The 19,901-nt window shown below is 40.0% G+C and carries 20 protein-coding genes, 1 tRNA gene and 1 pseudogene; 14 read left to right on the top strand and 8 right to left on the bottom strand.

The features are described 5' to 3' along the window. Positions 1 to 168: 168 nt before the first annotated feature. Complete coding sequence (locus ACGTJS_RS04635; RefSeq protein WP_410472960.1) at positions 169 to 1,110, top strand: DUF305 domain-containing protein; 942 nt, start codon at positions 169 to 171, stop codon at positions 1,108 to 1,110. A 28-nt stretch (positions 1,111 to 1,138) separates the two neighbouring features. On the opposite strand, the gene ACGTJS_RS04640 is transcribed toward ACGTJS_RS04635, so the two are convergent. Then, positions 1,139 to 2,140, bottom strand: coding sequence for a DnaJ C-terminal domain-containing protein (locus ACGTJS_RS04640; RefSeq protein ID WP_410472961.1), 1,002 nt, complete (start codon positions 2,138 to 2,140; stop codon positions 1,139 to 1,141). An 81-nt stretch (positions 2,141 to 2,221) separates the two neighbouring features. On the opposite strand from ACGTJS_RS04640, the gene hisH reads away from it, so the two are divergent. Both hisH and ACGTJS_RS04650 read left to right on the top strand, forming a co-directional pair. Further along, the gene (hisH, locus tag ACGTJS_RS04645; protein WP_410472962.1) at positions 2,222 to 2,854 is read left to right on the top strand and encodes an imidazole glycerol phosphate synthase subunit HisH; all 633 of its coding nucleotides are present in this window, start codon (positions 2,222 to 2,224) and stop codon (positions 2,852 to 2,854) included. Positions 2,855 to 2,928: 74 nt separating this feature from the next. Continuing rightward, positions 2,929 to 3,108 carry a hypothetical protein gene (locus ACGTJS_RS04650; RefSeq protein WP_410472963.1) on the top strand — a complete coding sequence of 60 codons (180 nt, stop codon included), beginning with the start codon at positions 2,929 to 2,931 and terminating at the stop codon, positions 3,106 to 3,108. A 17-nt stretch (positions 3,109 to 3,125) separates the two neighbouring features. Here the strand turns inward: ACGTJS_RS04650 and ACGTJS_RS04655 are convergent, their stop codons facing one another. Next, on the bottom strand, positions 3,126 to 4,532 hold the full coding sequence (locus ACGTJS_RS04655; RefSeq protein WP_315041735.1) for an ATP-binding protein: 1,407 nt from the start codon (positions 4,530 to 4,532) through the stop codon (positions 3,126 to 3,128). A gap of 87 nt (positions 4,533 to 4,619) precedes the next feature. Here ACGTJS_RS04655 and ACGTJS_RS04660 point away from each other — a divergent pair, with 87 nt between their 5' ends. From ACGTJS_RS04660 to ACGTJS_RS04675, 4 genes are all read left to right on the top strand, one after another. Further along, entirely contained in the window at positions 4,620 to 5,930 is a 1,311-nt protein-coding gene (locus ACGTJS_RS04660) for a valine--pyruvate transaminase (RefSeq protein ID WP_315041736.1), read from the top strand. Between the two features lie 152 nt (positions 5,931 to 6,082). Next, on the top strand, positions 6,083 to 8,218 hold the full coding sequence (locus ACGTJS_RS04665; RefSeq protein WP_410472964.1) for a TonB-dependent siderophore receptor: 2,136 nt from the start codon (positions 6,083 to 6,085) through the stop codon (positions 8,216 to 8,218). Positions 8,219 to 8,320: 102 nt separating this feature from the next. Continuing rightward, positions 8,321 to 10,117, top strand: coding sequence for an ABC transporter ATP-binding protein/permease (locus ACGTJS_RS04670; RefSeq protein WP_315041739.1), 1,797 nt, complete (start codon positions 8,321 to 8,323; stop codon positions 10,115 to 10,117). Positions 10,118 to 10,156: 39 nt separating this feature from the next. Further along, a complete protein-coding gene (locus tag ACGTJS_RS04675) occupies positions 10,157 to 10,903 on the top strand; it encodes an enoyl-CoA hydratase-related protein (protein ID WP_315041740.1) in 747 nt (248 codons plus the stop codon). Positions 10,904 to 11,055: 152 nt separating this feature from the next. Here ACGTJS_RS04675 and ACGTJS_RS04680 read toward each other — a convergent pair. Both ACGTJS_RS04680 and ACGTJS_RS04685 read right to left on the bottom strand, forming a co-directional pair. Next, positions 11,056 to 11,131: transfer RNA gene (locus ACGTJS_RS04680), tRNA-Phe, on the bottom strand. Positions 11,132 to 11,319: 188 nt separating this feature from the next. Then, positions 11,320 to 11,760, bottom strand: a complete 441-nt coding sequence (locus ACGTJS_RS04685) for a GNAT family N-acetyltransferase (RefSeq protein WP_410472965.1) — start codon at positions 11,758 to 11,760, stop codon at positions 11,320 to 11,322. Positions 11,761 to 11,948: 188 nt separating this feature from the next. Between ACGTJS_RS04685 and ACGTJS_RS04690 the strand changes: the two genes are divergently transcribed. The 6 genes and pseudogenes from ACGTJS_RS04690 to ACGTJS_RS04715 all read left to right on the top strand — a co-directional run bounded on the left by ACGTJS_RS04690 (position 11,949) and on the right by ACGTJS_RS04715 (position 16,500). Continuing rightward, positions 11,949 to 12,482: a disulfide bond formation protein B gene (locus ACGTJS_RS04690; RefSeq protein WP_410472966.1), complete on the top strand. Its 534-nt coding sequence runs from the start codon at positions 11,949 to 11,951 to the stop codon at positions 12,480 to 12,482. A 67-nt stretch (positions 12,483 to 12,549) separates the two neighbouring features. Then, positions 12,550 to 12,804 (top strand): annotated as a pseudogene (locus ACGTJS_RS04695) (zinc ribbon domain-containing protein); the annotation flags it as partial. Between the two features lie 111 nt (positions 12,805 to 12,915). Next, entirely contained in the window at positions 12,916 to 15,168 is a 2,253-nt protein-coding gene (locus tag ACGTJS_RS04700) for an ATP-binding protein (RefSeq protein WP_410472967.1), read from the top strand. A gap of 18 nt (positions 15,169 to 15,186) precedes the next feature. Next, positions 15,187 to 15,549 (top strand): response regulator, encoded by a 363-nt coding sequence (locus ACGTJS_RS04705; protein ID WP_315042364.1) that lies wholly within the window; start codon positions 15,187 to 15,189, stop codon positions 15,547 to 15,549. 22 nt (positions 15,550 to 15,571) lie between these two features. Beyond that, entirely contained in the window at positions 15,572 to 16,030 is a 459-nt protein-coding gene (locus tag ACGTJS_RS04710) for a chemotaxis protein CheX (RefSeq protein ID WP_315042362.1), read from the top strand. Positions 16,031 to 16,053: 23 nt separating this feature from the next. Beyond that, the gene (locus ACGTJS_RS04715) at positions 16,054 to 16,500 is read left to right on the top strand and encodes a chemotaxis protein CheX (RefSeq protein WP_315042359.1); all 447 of its coding nucleotides are present in this window, start codon (positions 16,054 to 16,056) and stop codon (positions 16,498 to 16,500) included. Between the two features lie 76 nt (positions 16,501 to 16,576). On the opposite strand, the gene ACGTJS_RS04720 is transcribed toward ACGTJS_RS04715, so the two are convergent. Further along, the gene (locus tag ACGTJS_RS04720; protein ID WP_410472968.1) at positions 16,577 to 17,311 is read right to left on the bottom strand and encodes a glutathione peroxidase; all 735 of its coding nucleotides are present in this window, start codon (positions 17,309 to 17,311) and stop codon (positions 16,577 to 16,579) included. 94 nt (positions 17,312 to 17,405) lie between these two features. Further along, entirely contained in the window at positions 17,406 to 17,999 is a 594-nt protein-coding gene (locus ACGTJS_RS04725) for a DUF2059 domain-containing protein (protein WP_315042357.1), read from the bottom strand. 126 nt (positions 18,000 to 18,125) lie between these two features. On the opposite strand from ACGTJS_RS04725, the gene ACGTJS_RS04730 reads away from it, so the two are divergent. After that, a complete protein-coding gene (locus ACGTJS_RS04730) occupies positions 18,126 to 18,614 on the top strand; it encodes a YajQ family cyclic di-GMP-binding protein (RefSeq protein ID WP_315042354.1) in 489 nt (162 codons plus the stop codon). A 44-nt stretch (positions 18,615 to 18,658) separates the two neighbouring features. Here the strand turns inward: ACGTJS_RS04730 and ACGTJS_RS04735 are convergent, their stop codons facing one another. Both ACGTJS_RS04735 and ACGTJS_RS04740 read right to left on the bottom strand, forming a co-directional pair. After that, entirely contained in the window at positions 18,659 to 19,033 is a 375-nt protein-coding gene (locus tag ACGTJS_RS04735; RefSeq protein ID WP_410473222.1) for an isochorismatase family protein, read from the bottom strand. 25 nt (positions 19,034 to 19,058) lie between these two features. Next, positions 19,059 to 19,878 (bottom strand): IS5 family transposase gene (locus tag ACGTJS_RS04740; protein WP_410471559.1). Its coding sequence is split into 2 segments (ribosomal slippage): positions 19,059 to 19,494 and positions 19,493 to 19,878, totalling 822 coding nucleotides; the frame shifts between segments, so codons are not numbered across the junction. Between the last annotated feature and the right edge of the window lie 23 nt (positions 19,879 to 19,901).

Consider the following 19,901-nt stretch of genomic DNA (forward strand, 5'->3'; position numbering starts at 1 on the left):
AATAGTTTGGGTTATTTTAGCATAAATTTGTCAAAGTTTTTGTCAGTTTGTCTGACTAAACAATGATTTTAGCCAATTTGTAAGAATTCGGAAATATCCATATACACAATTTATAAATATTTTTGCAACAATTTTCGGTTATACTACGCACTGGCAAGGAGTCTGTCTATGTTTTTAGTGTACGACCGTTTTTTTTATCAATTAAAACCAGTCTTGGGGCAAAAAACTTTTTGGCTCACGTTGGTGTTTTTGGGAAATGCCAGTGTTTTTTTGAGTGCTTGTCAACCCAAAGAAAAAAACAATCCACAAACCCAAGTGGTGAATGAACAACAAAATATGTCTGTTCCCACCCAGTTTGAAACCATAGCACCACCCGCCAGCACCAGTGTCGCTGATGATAGTTTGGTATCTTCTACCGCAACGCTTGATAGCGAACCACAAGCAGTCATTTTAGATGAACTGACAGAGACTCAAGTAATAGATTCCAAACGCGATTATAAAACAGAACATCTTGATGCCATGCTAGAGCATTATGCGGTGGATGAATTTTTGCCAAATGGTGCAGAGAGCGAAGATTTTCAACAAGCCTATCTTGCCAATATCTACACCATGCATCACAACAACCCTGTGCTAAATGCTGATGATAATGCCGATGTTGCCTTTGTTAAAAATATGATTTTGCACCGTCAAGGGGCGATTAACCTTGCTAAATTACAGCTAGATTATGGCAATGATGACAGTTTAAAATATTTTGCCAAAGACATCATCGCTACCCAAGAAAATGACATTTGGCTAATGACGCATTGGTTAAAAGAAATTTATCCCAACCAGCCCAAAACCCAAAAGCCTCACCAACAAAATATCCAACAAGAATTTGCCAACAGTGTCAACCAAATGCACGAACAAATGCTCATCGGTGCATTACAAGACGATGCGGATATGGTATTTATCCACACTATGCTTCCTTATCACAAAGGGGCGTTGGCAATGGCACAAGTAGAGTTAAAATACGGTACAGACCCAAAAGTGCGTGGTCTTGCCGATGATATTATCATGAACCAAATTCCCGAAATTCAGTTTATGCAAAAATGGCTTAAGGAACATCGTTAAGCCATTTTAAACAGTTATTTGGTCAAGTTTAACGAGCTGGGCTAAAGTCGTGATACATTTCTTGTAAAAAACGCCATGCTTGTTGTTGTTCTTTTTGACGACTTTCGTCAGTTGATAGGCTTGGCAATACGATATTAAGTTGTAAAAATAAATCGCCTGCGTCTTTTGCAGGAATGCCTTTGCCTTTTAACCGCAGTTTTGTGCCGTTTTTGCTATTTTTTGGAATGTTCACATTGACTTTGCCGACAGGTGTGGTAACTGTAATCGTACCGCCAAATACCGCTTCCCAAGGCGATACATCGACGATTTGGGTTACGTTTTTGCCGTCAATTTTGTATTTGTCATCGTTTTTAAATTTCACGGTTAAATACAAATCGCCATTGTCGCCATAGGCATTGGCTTGACCTTGTTTGGCAAGGCGGATTTTTTGTCCTTCGCTGATACCTTTGGGGATTTTGACTTGTATGGTTTTGTTGTCGTAGGACACACCAGACATGGTTTGTACAGGGCTACTGATGGTGATTTTGCGAGTATCACCATCATAACTGGCTTGCAAATCAATCACAATCTCGGTGTGTTCGTCTTCGCCTTTTTGGGCTTGTTGTTGGCTACGTCCGCCAAAACCTTGAAACAAGTCTTCAAAACCAAAAGATTGCCCTTGCCCAAAACCTGCTCCACCACCGCCAAAACTACCACCGCCAAAATGACGTAAAATTTCTTCAAGGTCTTCTTGGCTCACGTTACTGGCGTTGTTAAAGCCACCGCCACCAAATCCGCCCCCATTAAAACCGCCAAAACCACCTTGCCCCATAAATGGATTGTTCAGCATGGCATCGTATTGACTGCGTTTTTGGCTGTCTTTTAAGGTTTCGTAGGCGTTGTTAATCTCGCCCATTTTTTTGTCTGCATCTGGGTCTTTGCTGATATCGGGGTGATGTTTTCGCACCAGTTTGCGATAAGCTTTTTTAATCTCATCTTCGCTGGCTTTTTTATCCACGCCCAATATGTCATAATAGTTCTTTTCTGCCATATTTATCCTTTGCATTTTTGTAGAATACAGGTAATATAGTGGCGAATTATTGATTTTCAATTAACCCAAAAAGAGAAAAACATGACAAAAATCGCCCTTTTAGATTATGGTATGGGAAACCTACACTCCGCAGGTAAAGCACTCACCAATGTCGGTGCAGACGTGATTATCACAAACGACCCAAAAAAAATTAACACTTGCGATAAAATCGTCTTTCCGGGGGTCGGTGCGATGAAAGACTGCATGATGGGTATGGCGGACGCAGGCATTGATGAAGTCGTCAAAACCGCTGTGTTTAACAAGCCAATCATGGCAATTTGTGTCGGTATGCAGGCTTTATTTGAAACATCTGCCGAAAATGACGGTGTGGACTGTTTAAAAATTTTAAATGGTCATGTTAAAAAAATTGACGATAACATGACCGAAAACCACGAAAAACTCAAAGTACCGCATATGGGCTGGAACACGGTTTTTGGCATGGACTTGAGCCACCCACTTTGGCACAACATCAGCGACCACACGCATTTTTATTTTGTGCATAGTTATTATTGTCAGCCATCTGATAGCGATGTGGTGTCGGCGACTTGTCATTATGGCATGGACTTTTGTACCAGCGTTATCAAAGACAATCTATTTGCCACCCAATTTCACCCAGAAAAAAGCCACACTGCAGGCTTGCAACTGTTAAAAAATTTTGTGGAATGGAAAATTTAAGTTAACAAATGTTAAAAATTTTGTTAAACTAAACCACGATTTATCTTTAACCATTGAACCATCAAGGAAACATCATGCGTTATATATTTTTGACATTATTGCTGTTAAATGCAGGCGTATTTGGTTATTACACATTTTTGCACAAAGCTACGGACAACCAAAGTCTCGCTCAAGCTCAAGCAAGCTTAACCAATCCTGTAACCGCAACCAACGTTACCAGTGAGTTGCCACCGATGATTGGTACAAAAAAATAAACGTTTTTTTACAAACATTATTCCACTAAAGGTATCATCACCGTTACCACAAGCCCTGTATTTTCTTGATTGTGGGCGATGACGATACCGTTGTGCAAATGGGCGATACGACTCACAATCGCAAGCCCAAGTCCACTGCCTTGCGTGGTACGAGCCGTTTCGCCACGTTCAAAGGGTTGCATGATTCTGTCTAATTGGTCTTCTGCCACGCCTTCGCCTTTATCGCTTACGCTGATTTGTAAATAACGCTGTAAACTCATGACTGCTTGGGCGGTGTTGTCCGTTTCGGTGAGTTTTTCCAGACTTTTTTTGGCTAATGTTAAATAATCTTGAAAAGCAGTTTCATCAATCACGCCAATTTTTATCAAAATCGGTGGTTCGCCATAACGGTTGGCATTGTTCACCAAATTTACAATCAATCGCTTGATGGACAAAGGACGCAAGGCAATATTTGGCAAATCGTCATCAATCTGCAACTCAAATGGCAAAGGGGCAAACTGCACCACAATCTCACGCACAATCGGACGTAAATCGGTCAATCGCACCGCTTCGTCCGAGCCGTCTTTCATAAACGAAATAAACTGCTCCAAAATCGCATCCATGTCTTCAATATCATAGACCAAACCATCTTTTAAAAACTCATCAGGCAACATTTCCGCCGTCAATCGCATACGGGTCAAAGGCGTGCGTAAATCATGGGAAATACCCGCCAGCATGATGTTGCGTTCTTTTTGGGTTTGGGTTAGGTTGTGAAACAGGCGATTAAATGCAAGGTTTACTTGGCGGATTTCGGTTGAGCCTTCGTTGGTCGGCAAATGGTTGGCGTGACCGAGCGTAATATAATCCAAAGCGGTTTTTTGCAAACGTTTTAACGGACGGTTTAATTGTCTTACCAAAAAAATAATCGTTAATAACGTAAAAATCGGAATACCCAATACAAAAAACAAAATCGTGGTGGGGCTGTATTGGGCGTAAAATTTGACAGGTTCTTGTAACCAAAATTCGGGGTGTTTGCTGTCTTGAACGTACAAAATCGGTACAGGTTTAAACTTAAAATACACAATAGTTGGGCGGTTTAACACAGTACTGATTTGTTCTGCCATGATATCGGTAAAAAAACCGACAAAAGTTTTTTCTTCTACTTCTGGAAAAGCGGTTGTATCGGTCAAAATATCAATGTGCGATGTGCGAATGACCCAATCTTTAACCTTTGGCTCGTGTTGCCAATCGTGGTTTAACCTATCTAGCATGACAAGCTGATTGGCGATATAATTGGCATGATTTTTGAGTTCTGGCAAATACAGACTTCGCCAAAAAAACCACAAGGTCAAACTCACCGACAACATCACCATTAACATTACCATAGATGTGGTTTGCCATGTGTTGCTATAACTGGTCAGACGCTCGGGTCGCAAAGATTTCATAGATTATCCGCTTTTTTGCCAAAATCCTTGTTATAATAGGCAATTTTTAACAAAACAGCAAATTTTTATTTTTATTAAGGCAAATGTATGCAATTTTCAAAATTTGGTGAAAAATTCACCCAAAACAGTGGTATTTTACAGTTGATGGACGACTTGGGCAATGCGTTGGCAAGCGACCAACCGACCAATATGCTAGGCGGTGGTAATCCTGCATTTATTAAAGAAGTCAATGAAGTATATTTAAAAATACTAAACAATATCGTGGCAAGCGAAAACGATTTGCACCGCAACATTGCCTTAGACAGCGTTGCCAACTATGCCACACCGCAAGGTGATGTGGGGTTTATTGATACCTTGGTGGATTTTTTTAATCGCAATTATGATTGGGGTTTGACACGAGAAAATATCGCCTTAACCAATGGCTCACAAAATGCATTTTTTTATCTGTTTAATCTGTTTAGCGGAAAATATGCCGATGGGCATGACAAGGCGATTTTGCTACCACTCGCCCCAGAGTATATCGGCTATGCGGACGCTCATGTTGATGATTCGCATTTTGTGGCGGTTGAACCTGCCATTGATGATGTTAGCCATAATGGTGAAACAGGATTTTTTAAATACCGAGTGGATTTTGACAAATTAAACAGCTTGCCAGCCTTGCAAAATGGCGATATTGGGGCGATTTGTTGCTCTCGTCCGACCAATCCGACAGGCAACGTGCTGACCGATGACGAAATGGCACAACTTGACAAAATCGCCCAACAGTACCAAATTCCACTGATTATTGACAATGCCTATGGTATGCCGTTTCCACACATTATCCACACCGACACCACTTTGACGTGGCATGATAACATTGTGCTATGTTTTAGTTTGTCAAAAATCGGTCTAGCAGGCGTGCGGACAGGCATTGTCGTGGCTCGCCCAGAGATTGTTAAAGCGATTAGCAGTCTTAATGCGATTATTAACCTTGCACCGACACGTTTTGGCGGTGCGATTGTCAAGGCATTGTTGGCAAATGACACAATTCAAGACTTGTCGCTCAATCACATTCGCCCATTTTATGCCAAACAATCTGCCTTTGCCATTGGTTTGTTAAAACAAACTTTTGCCGACCTTCCCCAAGTCAAAATTCACAAGCCTGAAGGGGCGATATTTTTGTGGATTTGGTTCAAAGATTTGCCAATCAGCACCCAGCGTTTGTACCAAATTTTAAAAGAAAAAGGCACGCTGATTATTCCAAGCGAACATTTTTTTGTGGGGCTAGACACCGCCAACTACCGCCACGCCCACGAATGTATCCGCATGAGTATCGCCCAACATGATGACACGCTTGCCAAAGGCATTGCTTGCATTGGTGATGTTGTCAAAGCGGTGTATCGTGGGGAAATGGTGTGATAATTGACAAGTGTTGATTAACAATTTGTTAAAAATAAATAGCAATTTTTAACAAAAAAGTTTAAAATAATAGTCATTATCATTTAGCAATATGATATTCCTCAACAAAGGGGTCATGTTGCTTTTTTTTGTCAATCAAAAAGGCTCATTTTATGAAAAAACAATCGTTAGCAGTCCTAGTGCCGATGTTGATGGGTATGGCAAGTCAGTCGGTTTTGGCAGATGATACCACAACAACCACCGAACCTACCACCACGCTAGACACCATCTCTATCCAAGCCACTCGCTCAGATGCCGAAAAAGACTACGTTACCACCGTTGCTCCCAATCTGTTAAAGTCTAACGATTCGTTATTTGAAACTGCCAAATCTGTGTCGGTGATTACCGAAGAACAGCTTAAGCAAAAACAAGCCACCACCGTATCCGAAGCCTTAAAAGGCGTGGCGGGCGTGAGTACAGGGCAGTATGGCAGACGGGGTTGGGACGATTTTGTCATTCGTGGACAATTGGCAAACTCGCAAGTGATGATTGACGGTATGCGTACGGCAACCTCTACCAATTTTTTGAACAGTTTTGATGTGTCAGGACTTGAGTCGGTGGAAGTGGTAAAAGGCCCTGATTCGGTCGGATTTGGACAGTTAATGCCAGCAGGTGTGGTGAATTTAACCACCAAAAAACCCAAAGCCAATAGTTTTCAGGAAGTGAGCATTTCTGCTGGTAGTGATGGCTTTATCCAAGGGGCTTTTGATGTCAATTATGCCAAAAATAACAGCACCGATGGGGCGTTTCGTATCAATGGGCGTGTGGCGGACTCGGACGACCCAACCAATGATGTGTATTTTAAAAACTATTATATCGCACCGTCTTATCATTTTAACCTCAATGACAAAACCGATATGACGTTGTTGGCAAGTTATCAAGCCAGTAAATATGTGCGTCAGCAAGGCATGCCAAGCCAAAATAATGTGTATAAAAATTATCCAAGTAACTTTTTCTTTGGCGACCCAAATCGTTATTTGAATGATGAAAGTGTGCGTTTGGGTTATCAGCTAAATCATGATTTTGATAATGATTGGCATTTAAAACAAAACTTTGCTTTTACCAAACGTGAAGCCGATGGTTCAGCCGTATTGGCAAACACTGCAAGACCGATGACAGGCTCGGTGATGAGAAGACAGCTCAATGACCAGTTAAAACAAGATACTATTTTGTCATTGGACACCAATGTGAATAAAAGTTTTTATACTGGCAATGTCAGTCATGATGTGATGGTTGGGGTTGATGGGTTTAGAGAGCGGAGTGATTATGCGTTTTATACTTGTACCTTTGGCACGATGGATTTGAACAATCCACAATCGGCAAATAACAACTGCACATCGGCTTTAGTCATGCACAACAATCATGCGTTAAACCATTTACAATATGTCGGTCTGTATGCCAAAAATACCATGCGAACCAAAGGCTTTGATGACGATAGCCAATGGCTTGTCAGTGTAGGCGGTCGCTATGATTGGTCACAAGTACAAAGCGACAGCCGAAGAACAGGTTTAACCACCAAAAACTCAGACAACGCCTTTACCGCCAATGCGTCTGTGATGTATGACTGGCACAATATGGTCGCTCCGTATGTGAGCTACGCCACGTCATTTTTACCAACTACGGACAAAGGACAAGACGGCAGTATCCTAGACCCAGAAACAGGCGAACAGTTTGAAGTCGGTGTCAAATTACAAAGCCTTGACCAACGCATTCAAGGCACGTTAAGTTATTATGATTTGACTCGTAAAGATGTTGCCGAAAGCAATGGCGATTATTATGTCGCAGTTGGCGAACAAAATACCAAAGGCTATGAAGCCGAAGTCAAAGCCATGCTTAACGACCAATGGAACGTATCGGCAAGTTACAGTTATATTCCGACCGCAGACGTTATCAAAGCGACCGCAAAATCAAACTACCGTGTCGGACAACGCATTAACCATGTACCAAAAAACACCTACAGTCTAGGCACTCAATACTACTTTGACCCATCACAAAAAGGCTGGTACGTGGGCGGTATGTATCGCCACGAAGACGCACACCATGCCGAACGTGGTGCTGTGAGCATTGATTTGCCAAGCTATAACTTGCTAGATTTAGAAGCAGGTTATCAAGCGGACAAATGGCGACTGGGCATGATGGTACAAAACGTTACCGATGAAGATTACTACTCTGGCACATCACCAAATGCGTCTATGGTGACGTATGGCGACCCACGCTCGTATCGCATGACATTAAGTTACCAATTCTAATTATACTGTCAAAAAAGCCGTTGCATTTTGTCGTTTTTGATAAAATCGGCGGTTTTTTTTCACATCAAAATTTATCAAAATCCATCAAAGAAAGAAACGTTTATGCAAAAATGGCAAATTGAACTTTATGGTACGCCGATTTGGTTATTACAAACCTTTTTTGGCGTGGTAATCGTGGGCGGATTGTTGGTTCTTAGCCTAAAAAATACGTACTTTGGCAAACAGTTTTATCAAGTTATCAAACCTTGTATTGATAAAAATAACGCCTCCAAAATTATCGCCCTTATGGTGATTATGCTTGTTTTGTTGTTATTAGAAGTGCGATTTAGCGTTCTCAATACCTTTTTTTATAATGGCTTATACAGTGCCTTAGAAAAAAAACAATTAGACGCTTTTTGGTTTTTTGCAGGGTTAAATGCGTTGCTCTTGGTGGTGCGAATTATTAACGGTGTGATTGACCAATGGTTTGAAGAAGTGTTCAAAATCCGCTGGTTAGAGCGGTTTAACCAAGCCTTGCTCAATCAATGGCTAAGTCATAAACATTATTATCACCTACAAATGAGCCAACAACGCCCCGATAACATTGACCAACGTATCCAGCAAGATGCCCAAGACTTTATCACAACCACGGTGGAGTTTGTGCGTGGCATGATTAATTCGGTGGTGTCTGCCATTGAATTTACCATTGTGCTATGGGGTTTGTCAGGTTTGATGGTGCTGTTTGGATTTGAGATTCCCAAAGGCATGGTATTTTTTGTGTTTATTTTTGCGATTTTGGCGACTTTTGGTGCGATGTGGATTGGTAATCCATTGATTAAGCTCAACTTTGATAACGAACGGCTCAACGGTAATTACCGTTTTTCGCTCATTCGTATTCGCAATCATGCCGAAAGTATCGCTTTTTATGATGGCGAAAAATTGGAAAAACAAAACCTACAACACCATTTTAAACACATCATTGATAACCGTTGGAAAATCGTCTATCGCTCGTTGGGGCTAAACAGTTTTAACAATGGCTTAACCCAAGGCGTGCAACTGTTACCGCTTATGCTCCAAGCTCCACGCTTTTTTGCAGGGCAAGCCACCATCGGCGATATGCACCAAACGGTGCAAGCCTTTAACCGTCTGCAACGAGCCTTATCATTTTTTCGCAATTTTTATGAAGAGTTTACCGCTTATCAAGCCAGACTTGAGCGTTTGGACGGATTTTTTAACGCTGTACAAAACCAAAAACCCACCAAACAAGCCGAACGCCTTAGCCATGATGATGGCGTGATTTTGGACAATGTGGGCTTATATTTGGCGGACGGCAAACCCTTATTTACCCAGTTAAATTTACAACTCAAACAAGGCGATAGCCTGTTAATCAAAGGCTTAAGCGGTTGTGGTAAAACGTCTTTGTTGCGATTATTGGCAAATCTTTGGCGATTTGACAGCGAAGGCAGGATTTATCTACCGCATAAATCAGACGTGATGTTTGTGCCACAACGTCCGTATTTGCCACAAGGCACGCTAAAGCAGGCAATTTGCTACCCTGACGACAGTTTTGCGGGCGTAAAAGACGACAAATTATTACCCTATTTGGCGTTGTGTCGTTTAGATTATTTACAAGAAAAATTAAACCAAACTGATGATTGGCAACAACGTTTATCCCCTGGGGAACAACAACGTATCGCTTTTTTGCGAGTGCTATTGGCAGAGCCAAAGGTGTTGCTGATGGACGAAGTTACTTCGGCATTGGACGAGATGACCGAAGCCCATCTGTACCAGCTAGTCAAAACCCATTTGCCAAATGTGCTGATGATAAGTGTCGGTCATCGCAATACTTTGACCGCTTTTCACCAACAAACATTGTCTTTAGATGATAAAAATGTTGGTTTTCAAGGCAAAAAATTGTGATACAATGCTTTGACAAGGCTTTTTTGATAAGGAAATGTTATGGACAATCACATCATTTTACAAAATCATGACGGTGTATTAGAAATCATTTTTAACCGCCCAAACAAAAAAAACGCCATCACTAACGCCATGTATCACGACATACAAACTGCCATGCAAAACGCCTTACATGATGATAACATCAAGGTGGTTTTGTTCAGTGCCAATGGCGATTTTTTTACTGCAGGCAATGACATTGCCGACTTTGTAGAGATTAGCCAAAACGCTGACTTGACCTTTAACTCCCTAGATTTTGTCAAATTTTTGGGCGAATTTCCAAAACCCATCGTAGCCAGCGTTACAGGCTCGGCAGTTGGCATTGGCACGACCATGTTGTTACATTCTGACTTGGTGTATATCAGCAAAACTGCCAAACTGCTCACACCCTTTGTCAATCTAGGCTTAGTCCCAGAGGCAGGTTCAAGCCTATTATTAACCGAACGAATCGGCTACAACCGAGCTTTTAGTATGTTTGTGATGAATGAAGGCTTAATAGGCGAGCAAGCGGTGAATTTTGGCATTGCTAACACTGCCTTTGATAATGCTGATGATGTGCTTGCCACCGCACGCCAAAAAGCGGTGGAGCTTGCCAACAAACCTGTGCAAGCGGTGCTACAGACCAAAGCATTAATGCGACACACAACGGCAATTTTGGCAAAAATCCACCAAGAAAATGCTTGTTTTGCCGAAAGACTACAAAGCGAAGAAGCCCAAATGATTTTACAACAGTTTTTGACAAAAAAATAAGAACCTGTATTCATAACGTCTTTGCGTTGAAAAATAGGATAAATCGCTAGCTTTTCAAGACAAAAAAAAGCCCAAATCTGCAAAGATTTGGGTATTATGAAAAAGTCAATCAACCAATTTTCTTAAGCTGTAATTTTCAAACTGTAAAATGATGGTGGCGTGAGGCAGGATCGAACTGCCGACACACGGATTTTCAATCCGTTGCTCTACCGACTGAGCTATCGCGCCATAATTATTTGAGCCACTATTAAACCAAAAAAACCAAGTCTTGTCAAACTGTTTTTTTAAATATTTGCTTGTTTGGTTATTTTTTGTACAATTTTTAAGGTTTTCAGCCATTTTTTATGCAAAAGCAAATAAAAGTTTGTTTTTAAAAATTGTAAAAAGTTACTGCGTCATGTTGTGAATACAGGCTCTTAACCCAATTCATATTGTTGTAAAATTTGGTGAATGGTGGTTTCTGCGGGCATAAATTGGTGTATGCCTTTTTTGCGTTCCACCATTACGACTTGTTTGACAAACTTTTGTTCAATACCACGCCCACGATTGGCAGGGTGTACACTCAAATATTGCAATCGGCGTTGCTCATTGACCCCATCGTCAAAACAACCAACACAGGCAATCGGCTTGCCGTTAAACATACCCAAATACGCACAGTTGTGCGGATTTTGTTGCCAAGATGCTTGCAAAATTTTGACGATTTGTTCGCTTGTTTCTGTGTTATGCGTGAGATTGTCTGGATTTTGATAATCCAGATACAGAGCGGTCAGGCGTTGTTCTAGTTCGGCTTGGTTAATCGGCTCTTTGGCATGTGTGAGTGCGTCAAGGCGTGAGATGGCAAGGGCTTCTAGTGGCATGATGTTTCCTTTGTTTTTTTGTGTTATTTTAGCATAATTTTTATATGTTTATGCGATTATTTTATTAAGTATTTTTTAACTTAAAAAATCTATTATGTAGTTTTGCATAATAAAATGTTTTTTTAGTCCGCTTATTTTGCTAAATTTGTGCTAAAATAACGCTATCTTTTTAGACTTTTGAGCATGATATGAAAAACAATTCATTTTTAACCAAGGTATTTAGTTATCGTGGTCTTTCGGGCTTGTTGACTTTGGGCAGTGTTGTCGGCATGAGCTTTGCTTATTATTTGCAAAAAGTGGTCGGCTTAGACCCTTGTCCTTTGTGTATTTTTCAGCGTGTCGGTTTGATTGGTATGGGTGTTTTTGCCTTTATCGCTTTTGTGGTGAACCCCAGAAAAGTCGGTGCAAGATTGTCTTTGATGGTTTTGGCATTGCTGAGTATTTTGTGGTCGGTGGGTGTGGCGGGTCGTCATATTTGGTTACAAAACTTGCCACCAGATGAAGTACCTGCGTGCGGGCCAGGTCTAAACTACTGGATGGACACATTGCCGATTGCACAGGTGTTCAAGGAAGTGTTTACAGGCTCTGGCGAGTGCGCTGTGATTGATTGGACATTTTTGGGTTTTAGTTTACCACAGTTGTCTGTTGCGTTTTTTGGTGTGTTAACTGTGATAGTTTTGTTAAATTGTTACTATTCATTACAAAAAACTAGCAATCCGTAATAATTTTATGGTTTTATTGTTGTAAAGATAGTAAAATAACTTTTTAAGTTGTACGCTTTTAATTTATCTCAAACGACAACTGACCTACAAATGCGAGAACGCAGGTTGCCGTTTTGAAATCGTCAATGAGAAATACACTACCCAAACTTGTTCGTGTTGCGGTCAAATCGACAGCAATAGTCCGAAAGGTAGAGCAGGTTTGTGAATAAGAGAATGGACTTGTGCGAAGTGTGGCACATGGCATGATAGAGATATCAATGCCAGTAAGAACATTCTTGCGGTCGGGCTTGACCGTCTGGGAGCAGGAATCCTCGAACGATAGGGAGGGGAGGAAGTCAATGATTCGAATTTAAAAACCGTCTTACTACAAAGCAATATTTGTATTATATATAAAATTCAACTACTTTAACGCTTATTGTAAAGGAAAGATACTATGGCGCTTAATGCTCTTAAAAAATCAGCAAGCCCAGCACCAAAACCGACAAACGATAGCATCGCAAGTGCAAGTGATGGTAATAAACTGGGCGGGCGTTATCGAGATTTGATTGTCTCGTTAGGGATTTTCGTGTTGATGTTGATTGGCTTATTGGGCTATACCGTTTGGACATCTGTCCAAATTCGGCACAATACTGCCGTTATGTCAGCAACCAGTAATGTAACCAATAACGTACAACAGGTAATTAAAGACTTGTTTGACATGCAAATCAGCTATGGTGAAGATATTAATTCACCACATAGCATCACAGTATTAGATCGTTTGGCTGTTCAAAGTAAACAAATTGATAACGATTTGGCAGCACTCAAAAACGGTGGGCGAGTCGCCGTTGACAGTGATGAAACGGTGGAAATTCCAGCCGTTTCTGACCCAAAACTTTTACAATATCTAAACGAAACCGAATCGCAATGGCAACAGCTTGCACCTAAATTAAATGCTTATTTGGAAGTTGCCAAAGACATTACCAAAGACTCAGAGACGCCCTTATCATTGGCAGGTGAACAAGCCAAACTCTCAACCCTTGCTATCAACGACTCGTTAGACGCTTTGACTTCTGAAGCTTTCCATATTAACGAACGCCAACACAGAACCACGAACTTTGTGCGTGCGGTGGCGGTTGTGATTACTGTTATTTACTTCTTTGGCTTTATTACCTACTTTATTCGCCGTTTACGCCGTTCGGACGAACAAGCGTTATTGGCACAAAAAGAAACAACCGAAATTATGCAAAACGTAAATACAGGTTTGTTCTTGCTTGATAAAGACATGAATATCGGTAATCAATATTCTGCCGAACTTGGCAATATCATGGGTAAAGGCACACATATTGCAGGTGAACAATTCATCAAACTGTTAAAAAACAAAGTATCGGATAAAGACCTAGAAACCACTGAAGGCTTTGTAAAACAGCTTTATAACCCACGTGTAAAAGAAAAATTGGTAGATGACTTAAATCCGTTGAAAAAAGTCATGCTAAACAGTGATGATGCCATGACAGGTAGCCGTTATCTTGATTTTAAATTCTCTCGTGTTTATCACGGCAAAAACATTGAAAAAATCTTGGTCAACGTACAAGACGTAACACAACAAGTCCGCCTAGAACAACGCCTAGAGCATGAACGTGCCCAAAACGATTTACAAATTGAGATGTTAACCACCATCTTGAACGTAAGTCCAGCCATTATCAATGACTTTATCAGTAATACAAAACAAAATATCATTAAAATCAATGATATCTTAAAAACATCAGGTAACTCTCAAGCTGAGCTTGAAGAAAAACTGGTGCGTATGTACCGTAGTATGCACAGTCTAAAAGGCGAAGCATCGGCATTAAAACTACACAGTTTTACCACCATTGCCCAAAACTTTGAAGACAAACTAAAAGGATTGCAAGCTCAAGGCAAACTATCAGGTAACGACTTTTTACCATTGACTATTCACCTTGACGAATTGTTAAACTTGTCAAATACCATTGAAGCTTTGGGTCGCCGTATTAACCAAAACGTCCCTGCTAGCACATTACAAGCCATACAAGTACAACCTTTAGCTGACGTACAAACACCTGAGGCAACCGTACACAGCACCGTTGCCCCTGTGATTACGCCTGTAATGAATGCGACTGCACCTGTACTTGGTTTAAACGAGTTTTATGAACAATTTGCCGACAACATTGCGGTACGTCAAAACAAACAAGTACAGCTAAAAGCGACAGGTTTTAATGAAACCAACTTGCCACACCAATTAGAAAGCAGTTTAAAAGAAATCATCATTCAATTGATCAGAAATGCGGTGGTACATGGTATCGAATCACCAGAAACTCGCCTACAACATGGCAAACCTGCGGTCGGTAACATTAATTTAAGTTTGCTAGATTTGGCAGAATCGTATAAACTTACCATTGAAGATGATGGTGCGGGTATCAATTACGAAGCGATTCGCCAAAAAGCGATTGAAATGGGCTTTAAAACCGAAGATGTTGCCACTTGGAGTAAACAAAAACTGACAGCTTTATTATTTAAATCAGGTTTTAGTACCAAATCATCAGCCGATGAAGATGCGGGGCGTGGTGTGGGCATGGATATTATCAAAGATAATATTCAAGCACTACAAGGACATCTGGGCGTGGATACCAAAGAAGGTTTATCAACACGCTTTACCATTAAAATCCCAAAAAACCCAACGGCTGAATAATTTTAAAAGGAAAAAAATATGTATCGCTTAATGATTGTTGATGACTCAAATATTATCCGTAACCGTATCCAACGTGTTTACAACTCAGACCTATTTACTTTGGTAGCGACTGCCAGTAATGGTGCTGAAGCCATTGAAAAATTTGATACCCATAATCCTGATGTCGTTACGATGGATTTGACCATGCCACAAATGGATGGTCTAGAATGTATTGAAAAATTGGTTGCAAAAAATCCTGATGTGCGTATATTGGTCGTATCCGCTTTGTCAGACAAAGCAACAGGTATCCAAGCCCTAGAGCTTGGTGCCAGTGGATTTTTATGCAAACCTTTTTCCGAAGAAGAACTCGCCGAAGCCTTATCTGAATTAGTGAGTGAATAAATATATATAAGTGAGTGTTATCATGACCAATGTAGAAAAAAACTTTCAAGTATTTATTGATAGTGTTGCCAATTATTTTCGTCAACTCAATGATGAAGATATTGTTATCTCAACCCCCTATCTCAACGAAAACCACACACCGATTGTCAGCGACTATACAGGCGTGATTGGCATTACAGGTAACAACAAAGGTTTGGTATATTTTACCGCACCAAAACCTTTACTAGAAAAAATGTTATCCGTCATGCAAGAAGCCGATAGCAGTGAAGATAATTTGGTTGACTTGGTAGGGGAAGTTGCCAATACCATCTCTGGCAATGCGCGTTCACAGTTTGGACCTGAATTTAATATCTCAGTGCCTTTTGTATTTCGTGGGCAACCTGAAAGTATTAACATTCCAAAAGATAAACATTCTTTTGTGATTCCACTTGAGTGGAAAAGCTTAACCGCAGCAATCGTGATTTATTTACAAAATCCTTAATTAAAATAAACTTGAGATAGCTTATGAAAGCTGAAAAACTATACGTTTTTATCGATTCGGTAACGAATTTTTTTAAACAAATAAATAGTCATGAAGCGTCCGTAGATACGCCTTATATTCATGATAATGAAAAACCTTTGGCATATGATTTTAGTGGGGTCATCTCGATTACGGGGCCTTTGGAGGGGAGTGTGTACGTGAGTTCTGAAACGCCTATGTTACGCAATATTTTGCAAAAAATGGGCGAGCCAGACAACTCTATACATTTGTTAAAAGATTTGGTAGGTGAAATTGCCAATACCATCTCTGGTAATGCTCGCCGTGAGTTTGGCTCTGAATTTATCATCTCACCACCGATTATTGTAGATGGTGTACCGCCGTCAAGCCTATTACCAAAAGACCGCCGTTCTTATATTATTCCTGTTACTTGGGATAAATATAAAACCATTATCGGCATTTGTTTGCAATAATTGAGCATAAATTTTGATGAATAAAAAAAGGCGATTGTCATAATCGCCTTTTTTGTTTGTAACTAATTTACAAAAATTATTTTGCAAAGTAGGCTTGCAAATCATCATTACCGCCGATATGCTGACCACCGATAAATACTTGTGGTGCGGTATCACGACCTGTAATCGCACGGATTGAAGTCATACTCGCATCACGACCTAACACGATTTCTTCAAAATCAAAGCCTTTTTCTTTTAAAGTCGCTTTTGCTTTGGCACAATGTGGGCAACCCGGTTTTGTGATGATAGACACAGATGGCTTGTCTTGCCAATTTGGGTCAATGTATTTAATCATGGTATCAGCGTCTGATACTTCAAATGGGTCGCCATCTTTTTCTGGCTCGTCAAAGATTTTGACGATTTTGCCGTCATCTACTAGCATAGAATAACGCCATGAACGTGCACCAAAGCCTAGATTGTTTTTTTCAACCAAACGCCCCATCGCTTTAGTAAATTCGCCATTACCGTCTGGGATTACTTTCACGTTTTCGCATTCTTGGTCGTTCGCCCATGCGTTCATGACGAACGTGTCGTTTACCGATACGCAAAGAATATCATCTACGCCTAAGTTTTTAAATTCTTTTGCAAGCTCATTATAACGTGGCAAATGCGTTGATGAACACGTTGGTGTGAATGCCCCCGGTAATGAAAAAAGTACAACTTTTTTGCCTTTAAAAAGTTCATCTGTGGTTACATCAACCCATGCATCGCCTTGACGAGTGTGAAAAGTTACGTTTGGGACTTGTTGTCCGATTAAATCTGGAAATGCCATATTATCTCCTAGTTCTTGTTAATTATTTCTGGATTTTGACTATTATAACAAAAAATATGTCAAAAAAACGCCTAAAATGTTGAACAATTGTAATCTATTGCTTTAATAAAGGATTTAGTTGTTGCTTAAGTTCTGGTAAATATTGTTTTAACGAATTTTCCATTTTTTCATTAAATTGCTTATCTTGCATCATACCTACCACCAATTCATTGGTGTATTCCGTCATAAACGCAGATTGTTTTTTGACAATACTTTGTCCAATTGGTGTATTGTAAAATTGCGATAACGCATTTACTTCGTCTTGTGTAAAATATTTTTTTGCAGTTTTTACATAGCCATCTAGGGCTTGTTGCGACAACTCCGGCGTATTAATACCAGCTAAGATTTTTTCGCTAAAATCCTCAAGGATTTTTTGTACACGATTTTGTTGTTCTGGCGTAAGTTTTTGAAACGCCTTATCTTGCATTACACTTGCAGAAACTGATGATAAAAACCCTTGCTTTACGCCATTTTGGAACTCTTTTTCAAAATTAGATAACTTAGCTAACTGTATTAACGAAGCATCGCTTGGGGTGGTTGATGCCATGTTTTGATTTGTGCTAGTAGGTTTGGCAAATGTGTTATTTGCCAACATGAATAAACTCATACTAACCAGTACAGCTTGACATAGCGAACGTGGTTTTGACATAACAATTCCTTAATAAAAATGATAATCGTTCATTATAACTTGCAATCATTTTTTGTCAAGCTATTTAAAAATCCAGCAAAATCAGTTATGATAACGGTAATTTTAACAATTTAACAGGAAAAAATTATGCCATCATTTGACGTTGTTTCAGAATTACAGACCTTTGAAGTCAAGCACGCTGTGCAAAATACCGAAAAAGAAATCGCCACTCGTTTTGATTTTAAAGGCAGTGATATTAAAGTTGAGTTAAACGAAAAAGACAAAAAAATCACCATTACTTGCGATAATGATTTGCAAATGGAAAATGTGTATGCGATGCTTGAGAAAAATTTGATTAAGCGTGGTGTGGATTTGCAATCGCTTGACCCTAAGGAAAATCAAGGCTCTGGCAAGCAAATCAAAAAAATAGTGGATTTAAAAGACGGCTTGGACAGCGATACGGCTAAAAAAATTAGTAAGGCGTTAAAAGAGTCGGATTTGAAGGTGTCGGCAAGTATTCAAGGCGATAAAATCCGTGTGAATGATAAGAAAAAGGATAATTTGCAGTTGGCAATGGCGTTTTTAAAAGAAAAACAGTTTGGTGTGCCGTTGCAATTTAATAATTTTAAAGACTAATTTTTGGTTAAAAGCAAAAAAGCTCTTTGGAAAAAAGAGCTTTTTTATTTGAAACTTTCAAACAAGTGTTTGCTATTAATGACGCTTGCAAATTCGTTGTTTAAACTTGCCAAAGCGGTTTGATGAATCAATTCGGCATCAAATATTTGTCTGTTGATACCTTTGTTTTGTAATTGTTCGTGCAAATCTGTACCGATAAAACCGCTATTGACGTTTTTGGTGATGACTGGCTCGCCGTCTTTTGGCAAAACATTGTCATGAAAGGCAAAGCCGTCATGCGTGGGATGTAGTCGTGATTGTGGCGTGGTTGAAGCATGGCGAATGTGAAAAATTGGCAAGGACAATTCACGAAATTTTGCCAAAATATCACCGCAGATTGTTTCAGCGTTTGGGTTGTTGCGACCACCACCCTTTTGCACGTCTATCAATAGACCTCTTTCCAAACTAACCCAACTCGAAATTATAAATGGCACAAATCAAATTAACCCTTAAGCCAAAGCGTTTTCTGCGATTACGATAACGACAGGCTAGGATTTTAAAACGTTTGATTTTGCCGATAACATGTTCATTGGTTACCCGTTCAGAAGCTAATTCTCGATTGGCTTGTTTGTCAACTTTAGATAGTGGATTAAGCTTGGTTTTCTTTTTTGGGAATTTGCTATTGGCATGGTGTTTGTGTATGCCTTGATAGCCCGAATCTACTTGGATTAAGATACTAGGCTTTATACGCATTTTTGAGTATTGGTAAAGTTTAAAGTCATGGGTTTTACCTTTGCTAAAATGGGTACAAAGTATTTTTTTGCTGTTTTTATCGACAACGATTTGTGCTTTTAAGGTGTGGTGTTTCTTTTTACCTGAGTATTGCCTGCGTTGCTTTTTTGGGTCGCTCACAAGGTACTTCGGTTGCGTCTATCAGTACGGTTTCAAGGTTTGGGTCTTGCCATAAAGCCTTTTTGCTAGGTAGGGCAAAGTCTTTGTGGGCTATCAGTATGCTTTCTACCCATTTGATGGTTTTACAGACAGCACTTTCACTGATACCAAAGTCTTGCCCTAGGTGAAATTGGGTGCGATATTCTCGGTAGTAACTCAAAGTCAGCATGAGCTTGTTTTCTAGGCTGATTTCATTTTTCCTGCCACCTTTTTTGTGTTGTTCGTTGTATGCTTCTTGTAGTATGGTGAGCATATGAGTATAGGTACTTCTTTGGATGCCAAAGTAGCGTTTAAATTGTGCGTCACTGAGTTTTTCTGCTTGTTCGGGTATCATGCTTTTGCTGTTTTTTCTAAAAA

Source organism: Faucicola mancuniensis (genome assembly GCF_046523945.1).
Taxonomy (GTDB): Bacteria; Pseudomonadota; Gammaproteobacteria; order Pseudomonadales; family Moraxellaceae; genus Faucicola; species Faucicola mancuniensis.

Bases quoted from the DNA above. Each gene is read 5' to 3' on its own strand.
- ACGTJS_RS04635 (WP_410472960.1), top strand. From the start codon at position 169: ATGTTTTTAGTGTACGACCGTTTTTTTTATCAATTAAAACCAGTCTTG.
- ACGTJS_RS04640 (WP_410472961.1), bottom strand. From the start codon at position 2,140: ATGGCAGAAAAGAACTATTATGACATATTGGGCGTGGATAAAAAAGCC.
- hisH (WP_410472962.1), top strand. From the start codon at position 2,222: ATGACAAAAATCGCCCTTTTAGATTATGGTATGGGAAACCTACACTCC.
- ACGTJS_RS04650 (WP_410472963.1), top strand. From the start codon at position 2,929: ATGCGTTATATATTTTTGACATTATTGCTGTTAAATGCAGGCGTATTT.
- ACGTJS_RS04655 (WP_315041735.1), bottom strand. From the start codon at position 4,532: ATGAAATCTTTGCGACCCGAGCGTCTGACCAGTTATAGCAACACATGG.
- ACGTJS_RS04660 (WP_315041736.1), top strand. From the start codon at position 4,620: ATGCAATTTTCAAAATTTGGTGAAAAATTCACCCAAAACAGTGGTATT.
- ACGTJS_RS04665 (WP_410472964.1), top strand. From the start codon at position 6,083: ATGAAAAAACAATCGTTAGCAGTCCTAGTGCCGATGTTGATGGGTATG.
- ACGTJS_RS04670 (WP_315041739.1), top strand. From the start codon at position 8,321: ATGCAAAAATGGCAAATTGAACTTTATGGTACGCCGATTTGGTTATTA.
- ACGTJS_RS04675 (WP_315041740.1), top strand. From the start codon at position 10,157: ATGGACAATCACATCATTTTACAAAATCATGACGGTGTATTAGAAATC.
- ACGTJS_RS04685 (WP_410472965.1), bottom strand. From the start codon at position 11,760: ATGCCACTAGAAGCCCTTGCCATCTCACGCCTTGACGCACTCACACAT.
- ACGTJS_RS04690 (WP_410472966.1), top strand. From the start codon at position 11,949: ATGAAAAACAATTCATTTTTAACCAAGGTATTTAGTTATCGTGGTCTT.
- ACGTJS_RS04700 (WP_410472967.1), top strand. From the start codon at position 12,916: ATGGCGCTTAATGCTCTTAAAAAATCAGCAAGCCCAGCACCAAAACCG.
- ACGTJS_RS04705 (WP_315042364.1), top strand. From the start codon at position 15,187: ATGTATCGCTTAATGATTGTTGATGACTCAAATATTATCCGTAACCGT.
- ACGTJS_RS04710 (WP_315042362.1), top strand. From the start codon at position 15,572: ATGACCAATGTAGAAAAAAACTTTCAAGTATTTATTGATAGTGTTGCC.
- ACGTJS_RS04715 (WP_315042359.1), top strand. From the start codon at position 16,054: ATGAAAGCTGAAAAACTATACGTTTTTATCGATTCGGTAACGAATTTT.
- ACGTJS_RS04720 (WP_410472968.1), bottom strand. From the start codon at position 17,311: ATGGCATTTCCAGATTTAATCGGACAACAAGTCCCAAACGTAACTTTT.
- ACGTJS_RS04725 (WP_315042357.1), bottom strand. From the start codon at position 17,999: ATGTCAAAACCACGTTCGCTATGTCAAGCTGTACTGGTTAGTATGAGT.
- ACGTJS_RS04730 (WP_315042354.1), top strand. From the start codon at position 18,126: ATGCCATCATTTGACGTTGTTTCAGAATTACAGACCTTTGAAGTCAAG.